This window comes from Streptomyces sp. NPDC053542 (assembly GCF_044544685.1).
Taxonomy (GTDB): domain Bacteria; phylum Actinomycetota; class Actinomycetes; order Streptomycetales; family Streptomycetaceae; genus Streptomyces.
The window spans coordinates 621,593-641,547 of the sequence record NZ_JBITXL010000001.1; the positions used below are offsets into that span (position 1 = coordinate 621,593).

Consider the following 19,955-nt stretch of genomic DNA (forward strand, 5'->3'; position numbering starts at 1 on the left):
CCGGACTCCGCTGAGCCGACCCCTCCCCTAGGCGCTGCCCGGGGACCCATGTCTGGTCACGGTGCCCCTGCGGGCATCTCGGGTCCCCGGGCGGCGCTTCTGTTCAGTGACTTGCCTGGCGAGGCATGGGGTTGCCGCACAACGCACCGTAAAGCGCACCTCCGCGATCAGCCGTCACCACAGTCGGTCGCTTTCTTACTAACCGTCACGCAGGGTGGCGAGAGTAGGCAGGCTGCTCCACCTCGGACGGAGACGGACGGGAGAGGGCGATCGTGACCAGACGGAGGCAGCGAGCGGGAAACCTGCCTGCGGAGGCGACGGAGCTGGTGGGCCGGGCGGCTGAGCTGGCGCAGGTCCGGCGATGGTTCGGGGATGCCCGGCTGGTGACGCTGACGGGCGTCGGAGGCGTGGGCAAGACACGGCTGGCGCTACGGGCCGCGTACGAGGCACAACCGTCCCTAAGGGACGGGACGTGGTGGGTGGGGCTCTCCCCGCTACGGCGTGGTGCCCTGCTGGCACACACCATTGCCGAGGCGCTGCCGCTGGCGGACCAGACGACGCGACCGATGATCGACGTGGTGGCCGACTACCTGGAGGGGCGGGAGCTGCTGCTGGTGCTCGACACCTGCGAGCATCTGATCGATGAATGTGCGATGACCGTCGAGACATTGCTGGCCACAGCGCCCGGGCTGCGCATCCTGGTGACCAGTCGCCGCCGGTTGGACGTGTCCGCGGAGCAGCTGCTGACCGTCGCACCGTTGCCCGTACCCGACCCCCGGAACAAGACGGCCGGGGAGGCGGACGCGGTCGCCCTGCTGGCGGCGCGCGCCGCAGAGGCAGCACCGGGATTCACGGTCACCGACGCCAACCGCGCCGGTCTCGTCCGACTGTGCCGCCGCCTGGACGGTCTGCCGCTCGCCATCGAACTGGCCGCCGCCCGGCTGCGCGATCTGTCGGTGACCGAGCTGACCGACCGTCTGGAGGACCGTTTCGCGGTACTGGGCGAGACGGAGCAGGCCGTGTACGAGGCCGATCCTCCATGGCACCAGGCACTACGGACCGCGATCGGCTGGAGCCACGAGTTGTGCAGCCCCGCGGAACGTCTGCTGTGGGCGCGGCTGTCGGTATTCGCCGGCTCCTTCGACGCGGTGGCGGCCCGGCGGGTGTGTGCCGACCAACGGCTTCCCGACCATACGGTTCTCTCCTTGCTCACCGCCCTGGTCGACAAATCGATCCTGGTCTGGGAGCCGACCGGAGCCGGGGAGCGTTACCGGATGCTGGACACCCTCCGCGAATACGGGGCTCACTGGCTGCGCGCTCTGGGTGACGACGAGGATGAGCAGGCGCACCGTGCTCATCTGCGCTATTACCTGGCGATGGCCCACCACGCGGACGCTTCCTGGGTCGGGCCCGACCAGTTGGCCTGGCACGACCGGCTGACCGGCGAGCACGACAACCTCCGCGCCGCCATGGAGTTCTCCCTGGCCCGGCCGGACGGCCCGCACGACCACTCCGCGCTGGAGCTCGGCGGGGCACTTTGGGTGTTCTGGTACCCCTGCGGACACCCGAAGGAGGGCCAGCACTACCTGGAGCGTGCCCTGGCCACGGACACCGAGCCCAGCGAGGTGCGCGACCAGGCCCTGTGGGCCTACGGCCTGGCGATGGTGGCGCAGGGCGACGCCGACACGGCAGCCGCACTGGCCCGTGAATGCGAGGCCGCGGCCCGGCAGCTCGGCGACGACGACGCGGCAGCCCATGCGAGGGTCATCGCGATGTGTGTGGCGGGCTTGCGAGGTGACGCGGCACGGACACTGTCGCTGGTACAGAGCCTGCTCACCACGCAGCGACACGAGGGGAGCCCCACCTTCGCCCTGCTCATGGGACGCCTTGGCCTCAGCCATGCGCACAATCTCGCGGGCCGTCACACGGAAGCCGTTGCCGCCCTGGAGCAGCTGCGCACCACCTGCGACCGGCACGGCGAGCGATGGGTACGCGCCTGGGCCGACATCTTCCGGTCCCAGGCCGAGCTGGCTCGCGGCCGGTTCCAGGCCGCACAGCTCCACGCCCAGGCCGCGGCGGAGGTCAAGCACCGGCTGCACGACCCCCAGGGGAGCGCCTCGGCCATCGACGTCCTCGCCTCCGCCTCCTGCGCCATGGGGCAGGAGCAACGGGCCGCCCATCTGCTCGGTGTGGCCCAGCAGATCTGGGACACCCTCGGCCGCCCGCAGGCCGGCGTCCCCGAATGGATCGCCGCCCGCCAAGCCTGCGAACGACAAGCCCGCGCCGCCCTCGGCGACCGCGCCTACCAGACCGCATTCGATACCGGCTACCACACCGACCTGGACGCGGGAATCACCCCCGCCCTCAACAAACACAACCCCCTGGCGCCCCCCAGCGGCAGCAACGGCAGCACACGAGGCTGACCGACGCACCGCCTGCCCCACCCCTTGCGGTAGTCGGCGCCACTTTCGCGCAGGCGGCCCTCCAGGAGCCGGATCGCCTTGCGACCGAAGCTGTTGCACCTCTCCTCGACTTCTCCTCCAGGTTGGACAGGCCCGTCATGCGGTAGCCGGTGAACGGCCACGATCCGTCCTCGCTCTTCGCCGCGAACGGGGCGGCCAGTGCGTGGCACAGCAGTGCCAGCGGCTTGCCGGAGTGCAGGACGCGGGTGAGCAGTGCGCCCGAGACAGGGTCGCCGGCGAGGTATTCCATCGGGCCGTGGCCCCCCGGGTAGAAGACCAGGTCGTACGCGTCCGGGTCGACAATCCGAGGGGTGGACTTCTCCGTCCTTCAGCCGACCGCCCCCTACCGGCACTTCCCGGACCGCGAAGCACTCGTCTCCGCGGTCGCGGCCGAGGGCTACCGCGAACTCGCCGAGCACCTGGCCGCCGCCCATCCCTCACCCGCGACCCCCGACGCTCGTCCACGGCCTGGCATTCCTGCACCTCGACGGCAAGTTCGACACCTCCACCCCGACACGGTCGCCGACCAGGTCCGCACCGCAGTCCTCGCACTGTTCACCACCGCCCCTGCCCTCTCGCGGACAACCACCACGCAGCCCCGGTAGCGCGAACGACACCTCGCACTTCGCACGGAACCTCCACGCCTTCCGTGACGTTGAGCTATTGATTCACTACGGTGGGTGGCTGCAGTTGCCAGTGACAGCCATACATCCGGCCTTCCCGCCATCCCGCGGAGGGCCGAGGGGAGACACCATGCAGACTCGCACCGCCGCCACCGCGATGGCCCTGACGGCGGCAGCCGTTCTCGGCGCCAGCGGTTCCGCCTTCGCCGGCGCCCCCGCGAGCACCCCTCCCACCTTCCAGCAGATCGACACGGACGGGAGCGGCACCATCAGCGAGCCGGAACTGCTCGTGGCGGGGAAGCGGGAGCGGGTCTCCGAGGCCAACATCCGCAAGGCATTCCACCTGGTGGACCGCGACTCGAACGGTCAGATCTCCAAGGAAGAGTTCGTCCAGGCGTCGCGGACGCAGTAACAGCGGACGCGGTAACAGCGGGAACGGCGGCGCGGTGCCCTCCGCAGCGAACGGAGGGCACCGCTTTCGTTCTCCCAGCCTCGGCCCTCGTAGCGCCCCCGGAGCCGTTACCGCTTCGCCCCCGCGACGACGTACAGCCCACAGCACCGACGGCCGCGAGACCCCGGCGTCTTAGCCGAGGAAGCTCAACCGGACCTGACGGCTGGGGTTGTCGGCGTTGCCGCTGGTGGAGGTCGTCGCGCAGGTCCGCGATGCGCGCGGGGGCGCCGGAGGCCGGCTCGCCGATGTCGAGCGGGATCTTGCCGACGGCTTGGGCGGCGTCGCAGTGGAAGAGCGCCCCGTGTTCGTGGGCGAGGGCGGCGAGTTCGGTGATCGGCTGGAGGGCACCGGTCCCGTTGTTCGCCGCGTGGTGGCGTTCTAGTCCAGGCAGACCCGCCCGCCGGCCAGGCCCGGGTGCGGCGGGAGGCCGCCGCCCGAGCCGGTCACGTCAGATCCGAGACGTCGACGGGCAGCTCCGACAGCCGCCACTCCAGCATGCCGTCGTGGAGGCGGATGGCCCGCCGGCCACGGTCGGTCAGCAGCCGCACCGCATCGTAGGCGAGCACGCAGTACTCGCCGCGGCAGTACACGACGATCTCCAGATCCTCGGGCAGCTCGTTGATCCGCTCGGCGAGCTCCTCCACCGGGATGGATACGGCGCCGGGAATGTGCCCGGCCCGGTACTCCTCGACCGGCCGCACGTCGAGGACGACGACGTCTCCGGCGGCGATGCGGCCCCGCAGCTCCGCGCGGCTGACCTCGGCGGCGGCGTCCTCGCCGAGGTAGGCGTCCCGGGCGGCGGGCACGGCGGCCTGATGGCGCTCGGCCACCTTGCGCAGCAGCGCGAACAGCTGCGCAACGTCGTCCCCGGCGAGCCGGTAGTGGATGCGCACACCCTCGCGGCGGGTGGCGACAAATCCGGCCTGCTTGAGCGTCTGCAAGTGGGCCGACGCGGTGGTCAGGTTCAGCCCCGACGCCTTGGCCAGCGCATCCACAGTGCGCTCACCCTGGGCGAGCAGGTCCAGCAGCTCCAGGCGTTTTCCGCTGGCCAGAGCCTTGCCGCTGGCCGCGAACGCCTCGTACAGCTTCGCCTTGCCACGGGTTGCGGTGTTCTCCACGATGCATCCTCCAAGAATCTATGGAATATTGTAGATGAGGCTCGGTGCTGTGCCCAGAGCCCGCCCGAGCGGGCCCTGAGCATGCGAGGACCTGGAGGAAGCCGTGGGGTTCACCGACGAACACCTGATACCGCTGGTCGACGAAGGACTCGGCAACAGCGCCTATCTCCTCGACCTGGGTGACGGACGTGCCCTGGCGGTAGACGCCAGCCGGGACCTGCGCACCCTGCACGCCGCCGCCGGGAAGCGGGGGCTGCGGGTGGCGTATGCGGCCGATACCCACCTGCACGCCGACTTTCTCTCCGGCGCCGTCCAGCTCGGCCACGACTCGGGCGCCACCGTGCTGGCCTCCGCCGCCGGGCGCCGCGCCTTCGACCACACCCCCCTCGCCGACGGTGACGAGGTCGACCTGGGCGGCCTGACCCTGCGGGCACTGGCCACCCCCGGGCACACCGACGAACACCTCTCCTTCCTGGTCCTGGACGGCAACCGCGAACTGGGCATCTTCACCGGCGGCTCGCTGATCGTGAACTCGGCCGCCCGCACCGACCTGCTCGGCGCCGACCGCACCGAGGAACTCACCCGCGCCCAATACCGCTCCCTCAAACGGCTCACGACACTGCCGGACGCGACGCCGGTATGGCCCACGCACGGGGCCGGGTCATTCTGCTCCGCCCCGCCCGGCACCGAGCGCACCACCACCATCGGCGCCGAAAAGCAGGCCAACCCGCTGCTGGCCGTGCCGGACGAGGACACCTTCGTACGGCACCTGGTGGCGAGCCTGGGCAGCTACCCCGCCTACTTCGCCCGCCTCACCGAGGCCAACCGTCGCGGGCCTGCCGTACTCACCTCCACCCCTCTGCTGCCCGAGCTGAACGCCTCCCGCCTCCAGGCGCTGCTGGCCAACGGCGGGTACGTGGTCGATGTGCGGCCCGCGGCCGACTACGCGGCCGGACACGTCCCCGGCTCGGTCTCCATCCCGCTGCGCGACCAGTTCGCCACTTGGCTGGGCTGGCTCCTGCCCGGTGACGCGCAGATCGCCTTCGTCACCGGCGCAGGCCAGGACCTCTCCGAAATCGTCTGGCAGGCGTACAAGATCGGCTACGAGCGGCTGGTCGGGCGCCTGGCCGGCGGCATTCCCGCCTGGCTCGCCGCCGGAAACCGGCAGACGACCACTCGCTTCGTCACCGCGGAACACACTTCGCCCAGCCCCTACCTCGACGTGCGGCAAGAAGCCGAATACGCCGAAGGGCATGTACCTGGAGCCGTACACCTCGAACTCGGCAGCCTGGCCGCGCACGCCACCGAAGCCCCCGAAGGTGCCGTCGTGGCCTGTGGGCACGGCGAACGCGCCATGACCGCTGCCAGCCTGCTGGAGCGCGCAGGCCGCACCGACCTCACCGTTCTGCAAGGCGGCCCCGCCCACTACGCCGCCGCACACGGCCAGACCCTGGCCGAAGGCACCACCGCAGGCGAAGGCGACCCGGCGAAGGACAGCCGGCAGTGAAGACACCCTCCACTGCCATAACCAAGACCGCTCCCCGCCCCGTCGTGCTGGGGCTGCGCGAGAACTGGCTGCAGTTCACACTGCTGGTCGTCGTCAACGTCTGCGTCGGCGGACTGGTCGGCCTGGAACGCACCACGGTTCCCCTGATCGGCAGCGACGTCTTCGGACTCACCAGCGACCTGGCCGTCTTCTCCTTCATCATCGCCTTCGGCGTCACCAAGGCCCTGACCAACCTCGCCGCCGGCGCCCTCACGTCCCGCTTCAGCCGCAAGCAACTCCTGCTCGCAGGCTGGCTACTGGGCACCCCCGTGCCCTTCGCACTGGCCTGGGCGCCCTCGTGGGGCTGGATCATCGCCGCGAACGTGCTGCTCGGCCTCAACCAGGGCCTGACCTGGTCCATGACGGTCAACATGAAGATCGACCTGGTCGGTCCCGAACGCCGGGGACTGGCCACCGGGTTGAACGAGGCCGCCGGTTACACCGCGGTCGGCGTCACTGCCCTGTTCACCGGCTACCTCGCCACCGCCTACGGTCTGCGCCCCGTCCCCGAGCTGATCGGCGTCGTCTTCGTCGCCGCGGGACTCGCTCTCTCCCTCGTCGTCCGCGACACCGCGGCTCACGTCGCGCTCGAACTCAGCCGGCACCCCAGGCCGTCCCCGGGTGAGGAACCCACCGGGCTGGCCAAAACCTTCGCCCGCGTCTCCTGGCATCACCGCTCCCTGCGCGGCGCCAGCCAGGCCGGACTGGTCAACAACCTCAATGACGGCCTCACCTGGGGCGTCTTCCCACTGCTGTTCACCGACCACGGCCTCGGACTCGCCGCCGTGGGCCTGATCAAGGGCGTCTACCCGATCCTGTGGGGCCTCGGGCAGACCTACACCGGCCACCTCGCCGACCGTATCGGCCGCAAACCCCTCATCGTCTGGGGCATGCTCCTCCAGGCCGCAGGCTTCGTCCTCGCGCTGGTGCTCCTGAGCACACCGCTGCTCGCCGGAATTCTCGCCTCCGCCACCCTCGGCATCGGCACGGCCATGGTCTACCCGGCTCTCATCGCCTCGGTCTCCGACCACGCCCACCCCACTTGGCGCGCCAACGCCCTGGGCACCTACCGCTTCTGGCGCGACATCGGCTACGCCGCAGGCGCCCTCGTCGCCGGCATTCTCGCCGACGCCCTCGGCCTGAACGCCACCGTCATCGCCGCCGCCGTCCTCACCGCCGCCTCCGGACTGTTCGCCGCCCACTGGATCACCGAACACCGGCCCGCCCACTGACCGTCGCAGGAGACCAGCAAGACCGGGCGAAAGGCAAGGGCGCCCATGGAGGGGTCGCGGCGCGTGATGTGCAATTTCCGCGCGACGTCGTTGGCCGCGAGCGCATCAGCGGGGCGACCGCGAGCCCGCCGCTGCATCTCTGACCGGGGTGCTTCGGACGTCGAGAGGACGTCAGGGAAACCCAACACGATGCGTTAGGCGGGCGCATCGGAGAGCGCGGCGGCAAGGGGTCTCGGGCACGACGAGGCGAGTGACGCCACCTCCGTGACCACTGTACGCAGCGGGTTCAGCCTGCGGCTGGGACCTCGCCGGCAAGGTCCCGGTCTGCTCTGTGACGAGGTGTGAGGCCGGTGAGGCGGATGAAGGCCGTGGAGAGGATGGCGGCGATGGCGAAGGCGGTGCCCATTCCGGAGGTCCAGCCGACCGCGGCGGCGCGGTTGGAGTTCACCGATACCGCAGAAGCCCCCGAATGGCGCGCCAGTCGGATACCCGAAGCAAGCTGACAGCCGCCCCCTCTCGCTCCCCGGGCGCCAGCACCGGTCTCCGGCGCCTGAGGGGGCAGGACTCGACGAGGCCACTGGCACGCCACGATGGTGTCGCAGTAAGGGGTGGAGCACCCGTGCTGGGCCCGGCCCGCCCCTCGGCCAAGAAACGACAGCCGGACCTGACGCTGCGGATTGTCAGTCGTCGGCGGCGATGAAGCCCGTTATCGCGGCAGCAACGGCTTCGGGCTGCTCGTCGGGGATGAAGTGTCCAGCGTCGGGCACGACGATTCCGGTGGTGTGGTCGGCCCATGGGCTGAGGGAGGCGGCCATGTCCGGAACGGAGCCGTGGCTGCTGGAGATTCCGAGGACGGGCACGGTCAGGTGCCGCCGCTGGAGCGCCTCGCGGTTCTTGCGCGCCGACTCCGCGGCGTCTCGGTAGTACGCGAGGGAAGCGCGCAGGCCGCCGTCGGCGGCGACGGCCGCCGCGTAGTGGTCGAGCTCGGCGTCGTCGAACGTGTCGGGAGACAGGGCCTTCGCCTTCAGGAACCAGCCGACGTACTCGCGTTCGCGGCCGGCAAGCAGCGTCTCGGGCAGGTCGGGCACGGCGTGGAACGCGAAATGCCAGGTTTTCCACGCTCGATCCGGGTCGGTGGGAATCGCCTCCGGGAGAGTGATACCGGGAATTCCGGCGTCGAGCAGAGCGACCCCGCGCAGGTGGCTCTCGAAGTTGAGGGCGAGGGAGAAAGCGACCCAGGCGCCGATGTCGTGGGCCACCAGGGAGTAGGTCGACACTCCGAGAGCCTGCACGGCGGTATGAACGTGCGCGGCGACCGCGTGCGTGTCGTAGTTGCGCTCCGGACGCTCGGAGTGGCCCTGCCCCGGCAGGTCGATCGCGAGGACGCGGAACCGGTGGGCGAGGCCGGGCATCACCTTTCGCCAGGCCCACCAGGTTTGCGGGAATCCGGCGAGCAGGACGACGGCCGGGCCGCTCGGCCGTCCGCCTTCGACGGCATGAAGGCGGACGCCGTCCGCGTCGACCCAGCGGTGAGTGAACCCGTCCAGATGCTGCAGGGGCAGGTCGCGGATGGGGTTGCTTTCGGAGACATGCGGAGTGCTGGTTGCTGGGCCGGTCACGGGGATCCTCCGTCGGGGTCAGGTGTGCGGTGGGGACGGTGTGGCTGACGGGCGATGGCTGGGACCGCGTGGCGTGTTTCTCGCGCGTCGCGAAGCGCGCGGCATGCCTGGCCATGACCACGCATGAAGGCTAACACCATCTTGAACTGATCGGTTCAAGATAGAATGGTGCGCAACACAGTCCGAACCATCGACGCATCGGCAAGGAAGTAGCGCGTGGCAGGCAAGAAGCAGTTCGACATGGACGCGGCGCTCGACGCCGCGATGATCCAGTTCTGGCGCGACGGCTACGCCGACACCTCATTGGGCGATTTGTCCCGGGCAACCGGCCTGAACCGCAGTTCCATCTACTCCTCCCTCGGCGACAAGGACACGCTCTTCCTGCGCTGCCTGGACCTCTACGCCGCGCGCTACGGCGAGAAGTACGACGCCGCCCTGTCGTGTGCAGCCTCGGAACCCGTTGCCGCTGTTCGTGCGTTCTTCGACGTCACCCTCGAGCGCATCGCCGATCCCGCACTGCCTGATGGATGCCTGATTGCCCAGTCGGCCATGGCAATTCCAGCGCTGCGTCCGAGCGTGGCAGCGCACGCCAAGCAGGCGCTCGGCTTCCAGCGCCTGCGCCTGCGCGCCGCGCTGAAGGCCGGCCGACTGACCGACCAGGACGCCGATGCCTTCTCTGTACACATCGCGGCTGTGAATCAGTCGCTCGCCGTCATGAGCAGGGCCGGGGCGAGCCCGGCGCAGCTCCTGGCCATCGTGGGCGTGACCGTTGACGCGCTGTCGCAGGCGTTGCGCGCGTAACGCATTCGATCGCCGTGTGACCACGGTGCGAAGGCGCTGGATCTCGGGGACGGTCAGCGCGGTCATGCCGTAGTCGGCCGGCGATTTCTGGTCGGCACCGTCGGGTAGGACAGGTGCGGAGTGGGTGGCTGGCCAGGCCCGATGCGACGGCCGGCAGCGCGTAGGCGGCGAGCGCGAGCGCGGTGTGCCGTTTCCCGGCCCGGTAGCCGCGCGCCTGGGTGGGTTCGTCCAGGCGTCGCGGACGCAGTAACAGCGGACGCAGTAATAGCGGGGAACGGCGGCGCGGTGCCCTCCGTGGCGAACGGAGGGCACCGCTTTCGTTCACAAGAACCTCAGCGGGAGCCGTTGCTGACGGCCCGCTGCGGCGCTCAGCCGTGGCAGGTGACCTTGACGGGTGCCGCCGCGTGGTGGGCGGCCTCGCGGCCCGGACCGTGATTGATGCCGCGGTCCAGCAGCTTCACGGCGATCTTGCCCTGGCGGACCTGGAAGGTGCCGCCCGGCTGCCAGCTGCCGCGGTGCGCGGCCTGGTCGACGGTGAACTGGCCGTACTTGGTGTTCCGGTCGAAGGCGTCGGTCAGCACGTGATACGTGGTCGGGTGACCGTTCACATCGCGGTCGTTGGGGCCCTCGGGCACGTAGACCGAGACCTGGCAGGTCCGGGACTGCGGGCCCGGCGCGAACCACCACATCACTCGGCTCTTGGCGTCCTTGACCGGGTCGCCGGACATCGGTACGGAGGTGAACTGGCCGCTGCAGCCGCCCTCCTGGGTGCTGCCGCCGGTGAGCCCGTACCAGCCGTTGCCGCCGTCGTTGTAGGCGCCCTGCTGCTGATAGCCGCCGCCGGGCGGGGTCGGGCAGCCGGGGCCCGCGAGACCCGTGTAGGTCACGCGCGGCGGACCGGCGGGCTTCTTCTTGGGCTCGGGGGCCGGGGGCTCCTTCTTCTGCGGCGCCTCGGGAGTCGGGGCCGGCGCGCCCGCGTCGCTGGGCTTCGGGGACGCCGCCGGGCTCGGGGACTTGCTGGCCTTGGCGGCCGGTGCCGGAGAGCCGGTCTTCGTCGGCTGTGGCTGCTTGGCGGCGACGGCCTTTTCCTGGCCGTCGCCGAAGCGCACCTGGGAGGCGCCCAGGGTGGCCAGCGCCACCACGCCGACGCCGACGCCGGCCAGCACGGGCAGGCCCAGCACTGTCTTCCACACCCGCCGGCCGGGCGCCAGGCCGCGCAGCGGTGTACGCGCCCCCTTGGCGAAGGTCTCCGCGAAACCGGTCCCGGACGGGCGGTCCGGGCCGGCGTTCTTGTTCGGCTGTGACAACGGGGGTTTCCTCCTGGGAGTAGTGGGGGGAAGCGGGTCAGGCCGGGCTGACGGGCCCGCCGGGGCCGGACGGGAGCGGTTGCGGCACGCCAGGGCCGGACAGGCTGGTCCGGCTGGTCTCCGGTATGTCCAGTTCCGGTACGTCCAGTTCGGACAGCGTCCGCAGCTCCGCCTCGGACGGGGAGTCGTTCTCCGCGACGCGGTACGCCTGCCGTTCGGTCATCGCCTGGAACGTCTGCCGGGCCGAGCGTCCGTTGCCGAACCGGCCGTCCCGGGGCATGTGGTCGAAGTAGCCGGTGAGCGTGGCGCGCGCCGCGTCGGTCAGTTCGTACTGGTGGCCCGCCGCGTGCTGTTCCACGATGCGCACCAGGTCCTCGGTGCCGTAGTCCTCGAACAGCAGCGTGCGGTTGAAGCGGGAGGCGAGACCGGGGTTGGAGTCGATGAAGTGCTCCATCTCCACCGGATAGCCGGCGACGATGACCACGACGGCGTCGCGGTGGTCCTCCATCAGCTTCACGAGGGTGGCGATGGCCTCCTGCGCGAAGTCGTTGCCGCCCGATCCGTGTGCGGGTGCCAGGGAGTACGCCTCGTCGATGAACAGCACGCCGCCCATCGCTTCCATGAAGACCCGCTGGGTCTTCGGACCGGTGTGGCCGACGTACTCGCCGACCAGCGCGGAGCGGTCGGCCTCCACGAGGTGGCCGCGCTCCAGCAGGCCGACGGCGGCCAGGATGCGGCCGTAGAGCCGGGCCACCGTGGTCTTGCCGGTGCCGGGATTGCCCGCGAAGACCAGGTGGCGGCTGAGCGGCGGCGCCGCGAGCCCGGCCGCCTCGCGGCGCTGCACCATGCGCATCAGCTTCACGAGCGAGGCGACATCCTGCTTGACCCGCTCCAGACCGATCAACTGGTGCAGTTCGGCGAGCAGTTCGTCGAGATCGTCCTCGGTGGCCGACGCCGTGGTCGTGGTTCCCCCGGCCGGGGTTCCGCCTGCCGGGCTTCCGCCGGACCCCGCGGTGGCGGTGGCCGTTGCGGGCGCCAGCGGCGCGGGCCACTGCGCGTCCTTGACCTGCCACGAGACGCAGTCGCGCACCTCCGGATCGGCACCGGTCCCGGTGCTCAGGTCGGCGTCGGCGTCCTGAACACGGATGCGGGTCAGTACGGGGGTGGCCGCCTCGCCCAGGTGGACGGCGGGGTAGCCGGGTGCGGTGATCTCGCAGTCCTCGAAGACGCCGGCGCCCTTGGCGTCCACGATCAGGCCGTTCTTGCCGGCGCGTACGATCCGTACCCGGCTCAGGTGCGGGGCGGCGCCGGCCGCGACCACCAATCCGGACCCGGCCGCCTCGGTGATCTCCACGTCCCGGGCCCGTACAGTGGCGCCCTCCTGGACCACCAGCCCGGCGGTACCGGCGCGCAGCACCCGGCCGCCGGCCAGTTCCACATCGCCGCCGGGGCCGAAGCTGAACCCGGCGCGTTCGGCGTCGGTGACCGTGCAGCCGGTCAGGCGGACCGGGCCGCCGGAGCCGGCAACCACACCGTTGCGGCAGCGGACGACGGACAGTTCGGCGGCTTCGGTGCTCGCCGCGCCGGACAGGTCGAGGCCGGACATGCCGCAGTCGGTGAGATGCACCTCGGTCAGCGTGAGCCGGGCGTCGGCGACCGCGTGCAGCCCGTGTTCGGGGGTGTGGCCGGCACGGAGCCGGGTCAGTGTCAGCTCGGCGGCACCACCGGCGTGTACGGCGCTGAACCGGCAGTCGGTCACCTCGCCGTCGGTGAGCCGGACGGCGGCGGAGCCGGTGGCCAGCAGGCCGTTGGCCGCCGAGCCGCGTACGGTCGTGCCGCGCGCCTCCAGCCGGGCCGTACCGTGGGCCGTCAGGGCCGCCGACGTGGTCCGCACGATCCGCGTGTCGGCCAGCCGGACCCGGGCCCGCTCCCCCACCGTGGCGCCTGAGCCGCCGCCGTCGCGCAGGACGCAGCCGGCCAGCACGGCGTCGCCCGCCCCGGCGACGTGCAGCGCGTCGGCACCCGCACCGCTCAGTTCGCAGCCGTACAGCAGCAGTCCGCCCCGGGCCTCCGCCGGGGCCGCGGCGTCCACCGCCTCGTACGGGTCGGCGTCCCGCGGTACGGGCGAGGAGTCCAGTACACGCACCGCTTCGCCGTCGCAGTCCCGTACCCGGCAGTCCACGAGCAGGGCCGCCGACCGGTCCTCGAACAGCAGCCCGCTGCGGCCCGCGCCGTCGATCAGACAGTCGCGCAACAGGACGTGCGCGCCGTCGCGGACCCGTACACCCGAGCCGGTGGCCCCCCTGATCCGGCTGCCGGTCATCTCCAGCCGGGAGTCGCCGCCCACCACGACGCCGGTGCCCTGGGCGCCTTCCAGGACGCAGTCCGTCAGCCGCACCGCACCGGTGGTACGGATCAGCGCCCCTGCCAGTGCCGCGCCCGTCAGGCGGGCGCCGGTCATGGTGAGCGCGGCGTCACGCAGCACTTCGAGGCGGCCGATGCCGGTACCGCCACCGTGCCAGTGCGTGCTGCCGCCGGACAGCAGGACGGCCGGCTGGTCCGCCGCAGCGCCCCGTACGGTCACCCCGTCCAGCGTCAGCCGGGCACCGGAGAGGACTTCGAGGGCCGGGGTGGTGCCGCCGGGCGCGGTGAGGGTGACCCCGCCGTCCGCGGCCCGCAGGGTCACGTCCCGTGCGACGCGCAGCGTCTCCGCATACGTCCCCGGTGCCATCCGCACTTCGTCGCCCGGGGCAGCGGCCTCCAAGGCCCCGGCCAACGCACCGGGGCGGCCGGAGTCCACGTGGTGCACGGTGGCGTCCGGTGCCGCCTGGTCGGTGGTCATTGGATGCCTCCCATGGGGGTGTCCGGGTCGGCGGGGCCGTCGGCCCGGCCCTTGCCCTTGCGCGGGCGCTTGGTGTGGGTGTCGCCGCCCGGTCCGTCGGCACCGCCGCGGCCGCGCTTGCCGCCCGCGACCGGGCCGGGTTCGTTGTCGGCCACGGTCCAGTGGCCGCCGTCCGGGTAGCGCACGGTGTCCGTACTGGTCGTCCAGACGATCTCCACCGGCGGCGGCAACCGCTTCTTCCCCGGCTTCGTGGGGGCGATGGTGGTCATGCTGCCGTCGGCGAAGGTGATGTGCAGTTCGCGGCCGAGGGCGTTGGCGTAGTACGTGAGCGCGAGGTCCTCGGCCGTGTTCCTGGCGGTCCGGCCGGTGGCGCCGCCCAGGCCGTCAGGAAGGAAGTTCTCGCGGCGCAGCCGTCCGGTGGTCAGGGCGATGGACAGTTCCCGGCCGTCGGTCCCGCGCGCGATCGCGTCGTTGACCGCGGCCTCGACCCGGCTCTTGGCGACGGTGCCGCGGTACTCCAGCTGGGCCCGCACGCCGCGCAGGATGTCCTCCGGTGCGGGCAGGCCCAGGCGGTCGGGCGCGTTCTCGAAGGCGTGCAGGACCGAGGTCGGCGGCGACTGGTGCGAGGTGTGCACGATGGCGTAATCGAGCAGGTCCAGGAACCGCGACGGGTCCTCGTTGTGGGCGTAGCCGTGGGTGATGATCCGCAGGTCCTCCTGGCGGATGCCGGCCCGTATCGACGGGTCGCTCGGCAGCCCGGCGGAGACGTTGCCCCCCAGCGGGTTGGCGCCGGTGCCCAGCTTGTCGGTCAGCCGCGCGGCGACGTCACGGGGGCGCTCCTGGTCCGGACTCTCGACCGGCCGCAGCGGGTTGTCGTGGTCCGCCGCCTCCGGGGACAGTTTGAAACGGTCGTCACGGACGTCCTTCAGTTCCATCCCGCGCTTGGCGTCCTTGTTCACGACCAGCCGCTCCACGTTCCCCAGCCCGGCGTGGTCCTGGAGCAGCTTGCCGCTCTTGCCGAAGAGTGAGGCCATGATCCGGGAGAGGTCGGTGGGGATGGCGGCCTTCTCGAACTCGGCGACGAAGGCCGTACCGCGGGCGGGCAGCGTGTGGTTGCCGGCGGCGATCTCCCGCTGCGCCTCGCGGTCGGTGATGCCGTCCGCCACCCGCTTGTCCCAGTCGTCCTGGCTCTCGCCCGGCAGCCTCGGGAAGTCGTCCCTGGTGAAGCGGGGCAGGGTGGTGTCCAGCTCCCAGGCGTTGAAGTGGTTGAGCGCCCGGCTCAGCTGGTGGTACTCGGCGCCGCCGGGACCGTACCGCAACGGCAGCCAGCCGTGGACGCCGGGCATGGTGTCCACCAGCGTCGCGGTGGCGTCCACGAACAGGTTGGGCTCGGGCGCGTACGGCAGCAGCGGGTGGCGGCCGGCGATGCCGACGCGGGCACGCATGTCCGCGCGGATCCGCAGGTCGAAGGTGATCCGGTTCTCCTGCGTCACCCGCAGTTCGCCGGGCTGCCGCGGGGTGTCCGTGGCCTTGCCCTTGCCCTTCGCCTCGGCCTTGGCCAGGTGATCGTCGGTCTTGACCAGGAGCGGGTCGGGCAGACCGCCGCCCGGCGGCTCGGGCACCCGGTAGCCACCGAACATCGTCAGCGGGCGCAGCGGCTCGGCCGACGACGGCTCCCCCGCCCGCTCGACGCCGCGCATCTCGAACTTCTTCTCGAAGTAGTCGAAGATGTGCCGGCCGCTGGGCACGGTGTGCGGGAAGTCGTCGAAGTCCATGAAGGCGAAGTACGGATGGGTACGCCCGGCGCCGCCGGCGCCGCCGGCCATCATCGCGTGCACCATCGACCGGCTGGCCGGGCTGGTCATGACGGTGTTGCGGACGGTGCCGTACGGGAAGTCGCCGCCGCGCCAGCCGACTCCGACGACGGCGATCGGGAACTCGGCCTGCACGCCGTCCAGGGCATGGCGCACCGCGGCGTTGATCCGGGCCATCTCACCCGCCGGGCCGTTGAGGCCGATGACCACGCCGAAGCGCCCCCGGTAGCTGTCCGGCAGGCCGGTGGTGACCGCCCGCAGGAAGGCGTCGAGCTGCCCGCCGCCGATCTGGTCGTACTTGACGACGGTGTTGACGACGAAGGAGAGCGGGCGCTGCTCGCGGAGACTGTCGTGCAGGTTGGCCAGGTAGTCGGCGCCGGACAGGGGCCGCTGGTCGAGTCCGCGCAGGTTCTGGAACGCGGTGTTGGCGCGGATGTCGCCCGGCGTGGTGCCGCGGGTGAGGGCGTTGTCCCACCGCAGGCCGGGCGGCTGGTGGTTGCCGCCGCCCTGGGCCGAGGGGCCGGGCTGTGCGTCGGTCATCTCCACGTCGCGCGGCCCGGGGTGCGGCGTCGGCGCGCCGCCGAGCGGCCCGACGTACTCCCCGCGCTGCGCACGCTCGGCGGCGATGGCGTTGTTGGCGTCGTCGATCTGCTGCCGGAGGGCCTGCGGGTCCATGCCCAGCTCGCCGAGCCGGGTCTCGGCCTCGGTGAACTCGGCGCGCTTGGCACTCAGGTCGTCGAGCGCGTCGAGGGCCGCGGCGGACGGCTTGGACGGGCCCGGCTGCCCCGCCTTGGGCACCAGCCGGTCCACCTTTCCCTGGGCGCCGGCCAGGTCGTACGACGCCCTTTGGTACTGACCCCAGGCATCGAGCCGTAGTTCGGCCTCCGGCCCGCTCGCGCCACCGGTGACGATGTCGTGCCTCGCCTGGTCGCGGGCCCCGCGTCCGGTGCCGGGGCCGGAACCGAGCGGGTCTTGCGTCTCCGGCTGCGGGTGCGGGTGCGGGTGCGGTCCGCCGCCGAGGCCGTGTTCGCCGAAGAGGCCGCCGGTGAGGGCGTTGATCTGCTTGCGGGTGCGCGCCGCGTCGATGCCCAGTTCGTCCAGCCTGGCCTCCGCCTCGGCGGCCTCGGCGCGCTTGACACCCAGGTCGTCCAGCGCCTCGGCCAGGGCGGGCGTGGGCTTGCCCTGGGCGGCGCCCGGCGGCGTCAGCTCGTCCACCTTGCGCTCCGCCTTACCGAGCTGCGACAGCGCGTTCTCGTACCCGGCCCACGCGTTGAGCTTCGCCCCGGCTTCGGGACCGGTCGAACCGCCGAGGATCAGGTCGTGCCGGGCGCGCAGGCGCTGGTTCATGGCGGCGGCGCCGGAGAAGCCGCCGAAGCGGCCGCGCGGGGGCGCGGTGACGGGACCGGAGTCCTTCGGACCGGACGCCGGGGTGGGAGCGGACCCGGCCTTCGGCGCGGGGGCGGGTACCGGCGTGGGGGTGTGTTCGGTGGCCTTGACCGCGGCCGGTACGGCAGCGGCGTCCGCGGCCTTGGACACGTCGCCGCCCGGGTGGGCGATCAGGTCGAGGGCACTGTGGTCCGCGATGCCGGACGCGCCCGCGCCATCCAGGTCCGGACGGGCCGACACACCGGAGGGGCCGCTGTACGAGGTGACGCTGTGACCGGTGGCGCTGTGACCGGTGGCCGGGGCGGGTTTGCGGTCGCCGGCGTCCAGCAGGCTCATCGCCAAGTCATGCTGATTGAGGGCTGGTTGAGGAGTCGCGTTGGTCGTGGGGGCGGTGCCGGACGAGGGGACCGCCTTGGTGCTCGGCGCCGCGTCCGGCGTCTTCAGCCGCAGCGGGTCGTACGCGCCGGCCGTCGCCGGGATGTCTACCGGGGCCTTGACGGGGTCGCGCTGCGGGGGCACCGCCCCGTGGAGGCCGACGGTCTCCGCGTGCGTGCCGGCGCCCGCCGGCCGGATCGTTGCCGCCTGGCCACCGGGCACCGTGTTCGCCAGGTCCTGCGCCGTGAACGTGCGCGTCGCCGCGTCGCCGATGCGGATGCTGACGCCGTCCCCGTGGAAAGCGGTCACCGCGACGTCGCCCGAAGCCAGCGCCTGCAGTTCGGGGAAGGTCATGTCCTCCAGCGCCTCGCCGTGCCCGACGGCACCGCGGGCCATCGCGTGGCCGTCACCGATGCCGTGGACGGATCCGGCGTCGAACGAGGTCTCCGGGACGCGGACGGCGGGGGCGTCCGTGTGGGCGAGCGGCGACGCCGCGTGGGTGTCCTTGAGCAGATCGATGGCGGTGTCCGCGGGCAGCAGCAGGTTGTTGTCCAGGCGGATGTGCCCGGCTGCGAAGTCCGCCTGCTGGATGAGCTGAGTGGCGCCGGAACCGTGCACGTCCGGGACGGTCAGGCCATTGGCGTGCGTGGTCATGCCGGGTACGTCGGGGACAGTCACCAGTCCCGGCTGGTCGACCTGCGGACCCGCGTGAGCGACAGAGCCGTTGGGCGCTGTAATGCCCTGAGGTGCGGTGATCCCATGCGGCACCGTGATGCCGTTGGGGGCGGTACCGCCCAGCCCGTTCGGCGAGAACGCCCCCAGTCCGTTCGGCGTGAACGCCCCGAGCCCATTCGGCGTGAACGCCCCCAGCCCGTTCGGCGTGAACGCCCCGAGCCCGTTCGGTGTGAATGCTCCGAGCCCACCGGGCGTGAAGTGCGCCCCCGGGAAGCCGCCCGGGAAGGCGGCCGCGCCGAGATGCAGGCCCGACAGGTTCACGAAGCCGCCCGGCACGAAGGGCGCGCCGGTACCGCCTATGGGCCGGAACGGCACGAGCGCGCCGGGTCCGCCGAACGCGCCGGTGTGGACGCCGCCGCGCAGCGCCGCGTCCGTACGCCCCGCGTTGGCCAGCAGCGCGTGCAGCTCCGGCTGCTTGATGCCCAGGACCCGCTCGCCGAAGGCGAGCCGCGCGGCGCCACCGAAGCCCAGGACACCCATTTCGGTGAAGTCCAGGGGCAGCACGGTGGCGACGGCGATCCGCCCGCCCCGCCCGAAGTTGACCTTCGCGTACGCGCCGATCTTGGCCCAGCTGCCGTCGATGTGACCGGTGAACGTCGCCCAGTCCTTGGCGAAGGTGCCCGCCAGGGACTCCCAGCCGCCCTTGGCGAGATTCCCGAGCCCCTTCACGCCGTTGACGATGTTGAGGGCGGGCGCCGCGTGGGCGGCGATGACCATGGGCGCCACCACGACCTTGGGCATGCCGTGCAGCGAGGAGAAGTGGCCGATCTCCGCGAAGATGTTCTTCCCGGCGCCGGCGATGCCTTCGAAGCCGCCCTTGAGGACGCCGCCCAGGCCCTTGACGATGGAACCGACCGGCAGGGCCTTGGTGGTCGGGAAGAGCACGCCGAGGAAGGCGAGGCCGAGCTCCAGGCCGCTCGCCTTGCCCTGACTGAAGTCGACGATGGTTTTGATCAGCAGGACCGCGTTCATGCCCCAGGCGAGGACCGCGAGGACGCCGCCGGTGAAGATGGCGATGACCGACAGGACAATGGTCAGCCATTCGAAGGCTTCCCAGAACATGTCGCAGTCGCTGACCGGCTGGACCATCAGCGACCCGGCAGCGGTCAGCGCCTTGTCCAAGGTGCTCGCCGCGTTGCTGAGCGCGGTCTTCGCCTCGTCGGCCCGGTCGATGTGGGTCTGCCGCTGCGGGTCGTCGTCGGCCAGGCCCTGGATGGCGGACAGCGCCTGGTCGGCATCGCTCTGCGCATCGGTGACGGCGGTGGCGTACGTACGCAGTGCCGCCTCGGCCTGGTGGAAGGAGTCCTCGACGTGGCCGACGAAGTTGTGCAGGTGGTCGTCGACCATGTCGCGCAGCTGGTCGGCGGTCTTGCCGATGAAACGCCGGCCGTCACCGGCGGTCTGCTGGAGCGCCTTGAGGCCGTTGTTGATGGTGCCCGCGTTGGTGGCGAGGTCGCGCATCGCGTCGGCGATGGCCGTGATGGCGGCGGCGTCGCCCGGGGTCGGATCGCCGTCGAGGCCGAGAGCACCCCAGTCTCCGGGACGCGTAGCCAAGCCTGTTCCTCTCCCGCGGTAGACCGTTCACAGGTGTCACTGACGACGCGTCCGGCTCACCGGAGTCACAGAACACCACACCTACGTTTA

Annotated in this window: 10 protein-coding genes and 3 pseudogenes; 6 read left to right on the plus strand and 7 right to left on the minus strand. The window is 71.7% G+C overall.

Annotated elements, in window-relative coordinates; translation table 11 throughout:
* Nucleotides 1-272: 272 nt before the first annotated feature.
* Complete coding sequence (locus tag ACIGXO_RS02765; protein ID WP_399779307.1) at nucleotides 273-2,423, plus strand: ATP-binding protein; 2,151 nt, start codon at nucleotides 273-275, stop codon at nucleotides 2,421-2,423.
* A gap of 23 nt (nucleotides 2,424-2,446) precedes the next feature.
* Here ACIGXO_RS02765 and ACIGXO_RS02770 read toward each other — a convergent pair.
* Nucleotides 2,447-2,763: pseudogene (locus ACIGXO_RS02770) on the minus strand (type 1 glutamine amidotransferase domain-containing protein); the annotation flags it as partial.
* 34 nt (nucleotides 2,764-2,797) lie between these two features.
* On the opposite strand from ACIGXO_RS02770, the pseudogene ACIGXO_RS02775 reads away from it, so the two are divergent.
* A pseudogene (locus ACIGXO_RS02775) lies at nucleotides 2,798-3,067 on the plus strand (TetR family transcriptional regulator); the annotation flags it as partial.
* A 148-nt stretch (nucleotides 3,068-3,215) separates the two neighbouring features.
* Nucleotides 3,216-3,497: an EF-hand domain-containing protein gene (locus tag ACIGXO_RS02780; RefSeq protein WP_399779309.1), complete on the plus strand. Its 282-nt coding sequence runs from the start codon at nucleotides 3,216-3,218 to the stop codon at nucleotides 3,495-3,497.
* A 340-nt stretch (nucleotides 3,498-3,837) separates the two neighbouring features.
* Here ACIGXO_RS02780 and ACIGXO_RS02785 read toward each other — a convergent pair.
* Nucleotides 3,838-3,927 (minus strand): annotated as a pseudogene (locus ACIGXO_RS02785) (hypothetical protein); the annotation flags it as partial.
* A gap of 52 nt (nucleotides 3,928-3,979) precedes the next feature.
* Nucleotides 3,980-4,654: an ArsR/SmtB family transcription factor gene (locus tag ACIGXO_RS02790; RefSeq protein WP_399779310.1), complete on the minus strand. Its 675-nt coding sequence runs from the start codon at nucleotides 4,652-4,654 to the stop codon at nucleotides 3,980-3,982.
* Nucleotides 4,655-4,757: 103 nt separating this feature from the next.
* On the opposite strand from ACIGXO_RS02790, the gene ACIGXO_RS02795 reads away from it, so the two are divergent.
* Both ACIGXO_RS02795 and ACIGXO_RS02800 read left to right on the plus strand, forming a co-directional pair.
* Nucleotides 4,758-6,161 (plus strand): rhodanese-like domain-containing protein, encoded by a 1,404-nt coding sequence (locus ACIGXO_RS02795; protein WP_399779311.1) that lies wholly within the window; start codon nucleotides 4,758-4,760, stop codon nucleotides 6,159-6,161.
* Nucleotides 6,158-7,432: an MFS transporter gene (locus tag ACIGXO_RS02800; RefSeq protein ID WP_399779313.1), complete on the plus strand. Its 1,275-nt coding sequence runs from the start codon at nucleotides 6,158-6,160 to the stop codon at nucleotides 7,430-7,432. The genes ACIGXO_RS02795 and ACIGXO_RS02800 overlap by 4 nt, the downstream gene beginning before the upstream one ends.
* Before the next feature lie 680 nt (nucleotides 7,433-8,112).
* Here ACIGXO_RS02800 and ACIGXO_RS02805 read toward each other — a convergent pair.
* Nucleotides 8,113-9,051 carry an alpha/beta fold hydrolase gene (locus ACIGXO_RS02805; protein ID WP_399779315.1) on the minus strand — a complete coding sequence of 313 codons (939 nt, stop codon included), beginning with the start codon at nucleotides 9,049-9,051 and terminating at the stop codon, nucleotides 8,113-8,115.
* A 216-nt stretch (nucleotides 9,052-9,267) separates the two neighbouring features.
* On the opposite strand from ACIGXO_RS02805, the gene ACIGXO_RS02810 reads away from it, so the two are divergent.
* On the plus strand, nucleotides 9,268-9,852 hold the full coding sequence (locus ACIGXO_RS02810) for a TetR/AcrR family transcriptional regulator (RefSeq protein WP_399779317.1): 585 nt from the start codon (nucleotides 9,268-9,270) through the stop codon (nucleotides 9,850-9,852).
* A 368-nt stretch (nucleotides 9,853-10,220) separates the two neighbouring features.
* Here ACIGXO_RS02810 and ACIGXO_RS02815 read toward each other — a convergent pair whose 3' ends face one another.
* The 3 genes from ACIGXO_RS02815 to ACIGXO_RS02825 are packed head-to-tail and all read right to left on the minus strand — an operon-like array spanning nucleotide 10,221 to nucleotide 19,865.
* The gene (locus ACIGXO_RS02815) at nucleotides 10,221-11,159 is read right to left on the minus strand and encodes a hypothetical protein (protein ID WP_399779319.1); all 939 of its coding nucleotides are present in this window, start codon (nucleotides 11,157-11,159) and stop codon (nucleotides 10,221-10,223) included.
* A 37-nt stretch (nucleotides 11,160-11,196) separates the two neighbouring features.
* Nucleotides 11,197-14,001, minus strand: a complete 2,805-nt coding sequence (locus ACIGXO_RS02820; RefSeq protein WP_399779321.1) for a right-handed parallel beta-helix repeat-containing protein — start codon at nucleotides 13,999-14,001, stop codon at nucleotides 11,197-11,199.
* Nucleotides 13,998-19,865, minus strand: coding sequence for a putative T7SS-secreted protein (locus tag ACIGXO_RS02825; protein ID WP_399779323.1), 5,868 nt, complete (start codon nucleotides 19,863-19,865; stop codon nucleotides 13,998-14,000). The genes ACIGXO_RS02820 and ACIGXO_RS02825 overlap by 4 nt, the downstream gene beginning before the upstream one ends.
* Between the last annotated feature and the right edge of the window lie 90 nt (nucleotides 19,866-19,955).

Coding starts and splice junctions, on each gene's coding strand:
- ACIGXO_RS02780 (WP_399779309.1), top strand. CDS start 3,216: ATGCAGACTCGCACCGCCGCCACCGCGATGGCCCTGACGGCGGCAGCC.
- ACIGXO_RS02820 (WP_399779321.1), bottom strand. CDS start 14,001: ATGACCACCGACCAGGCGGCACCGGACGCCACCGTGCACCACGTGGAC.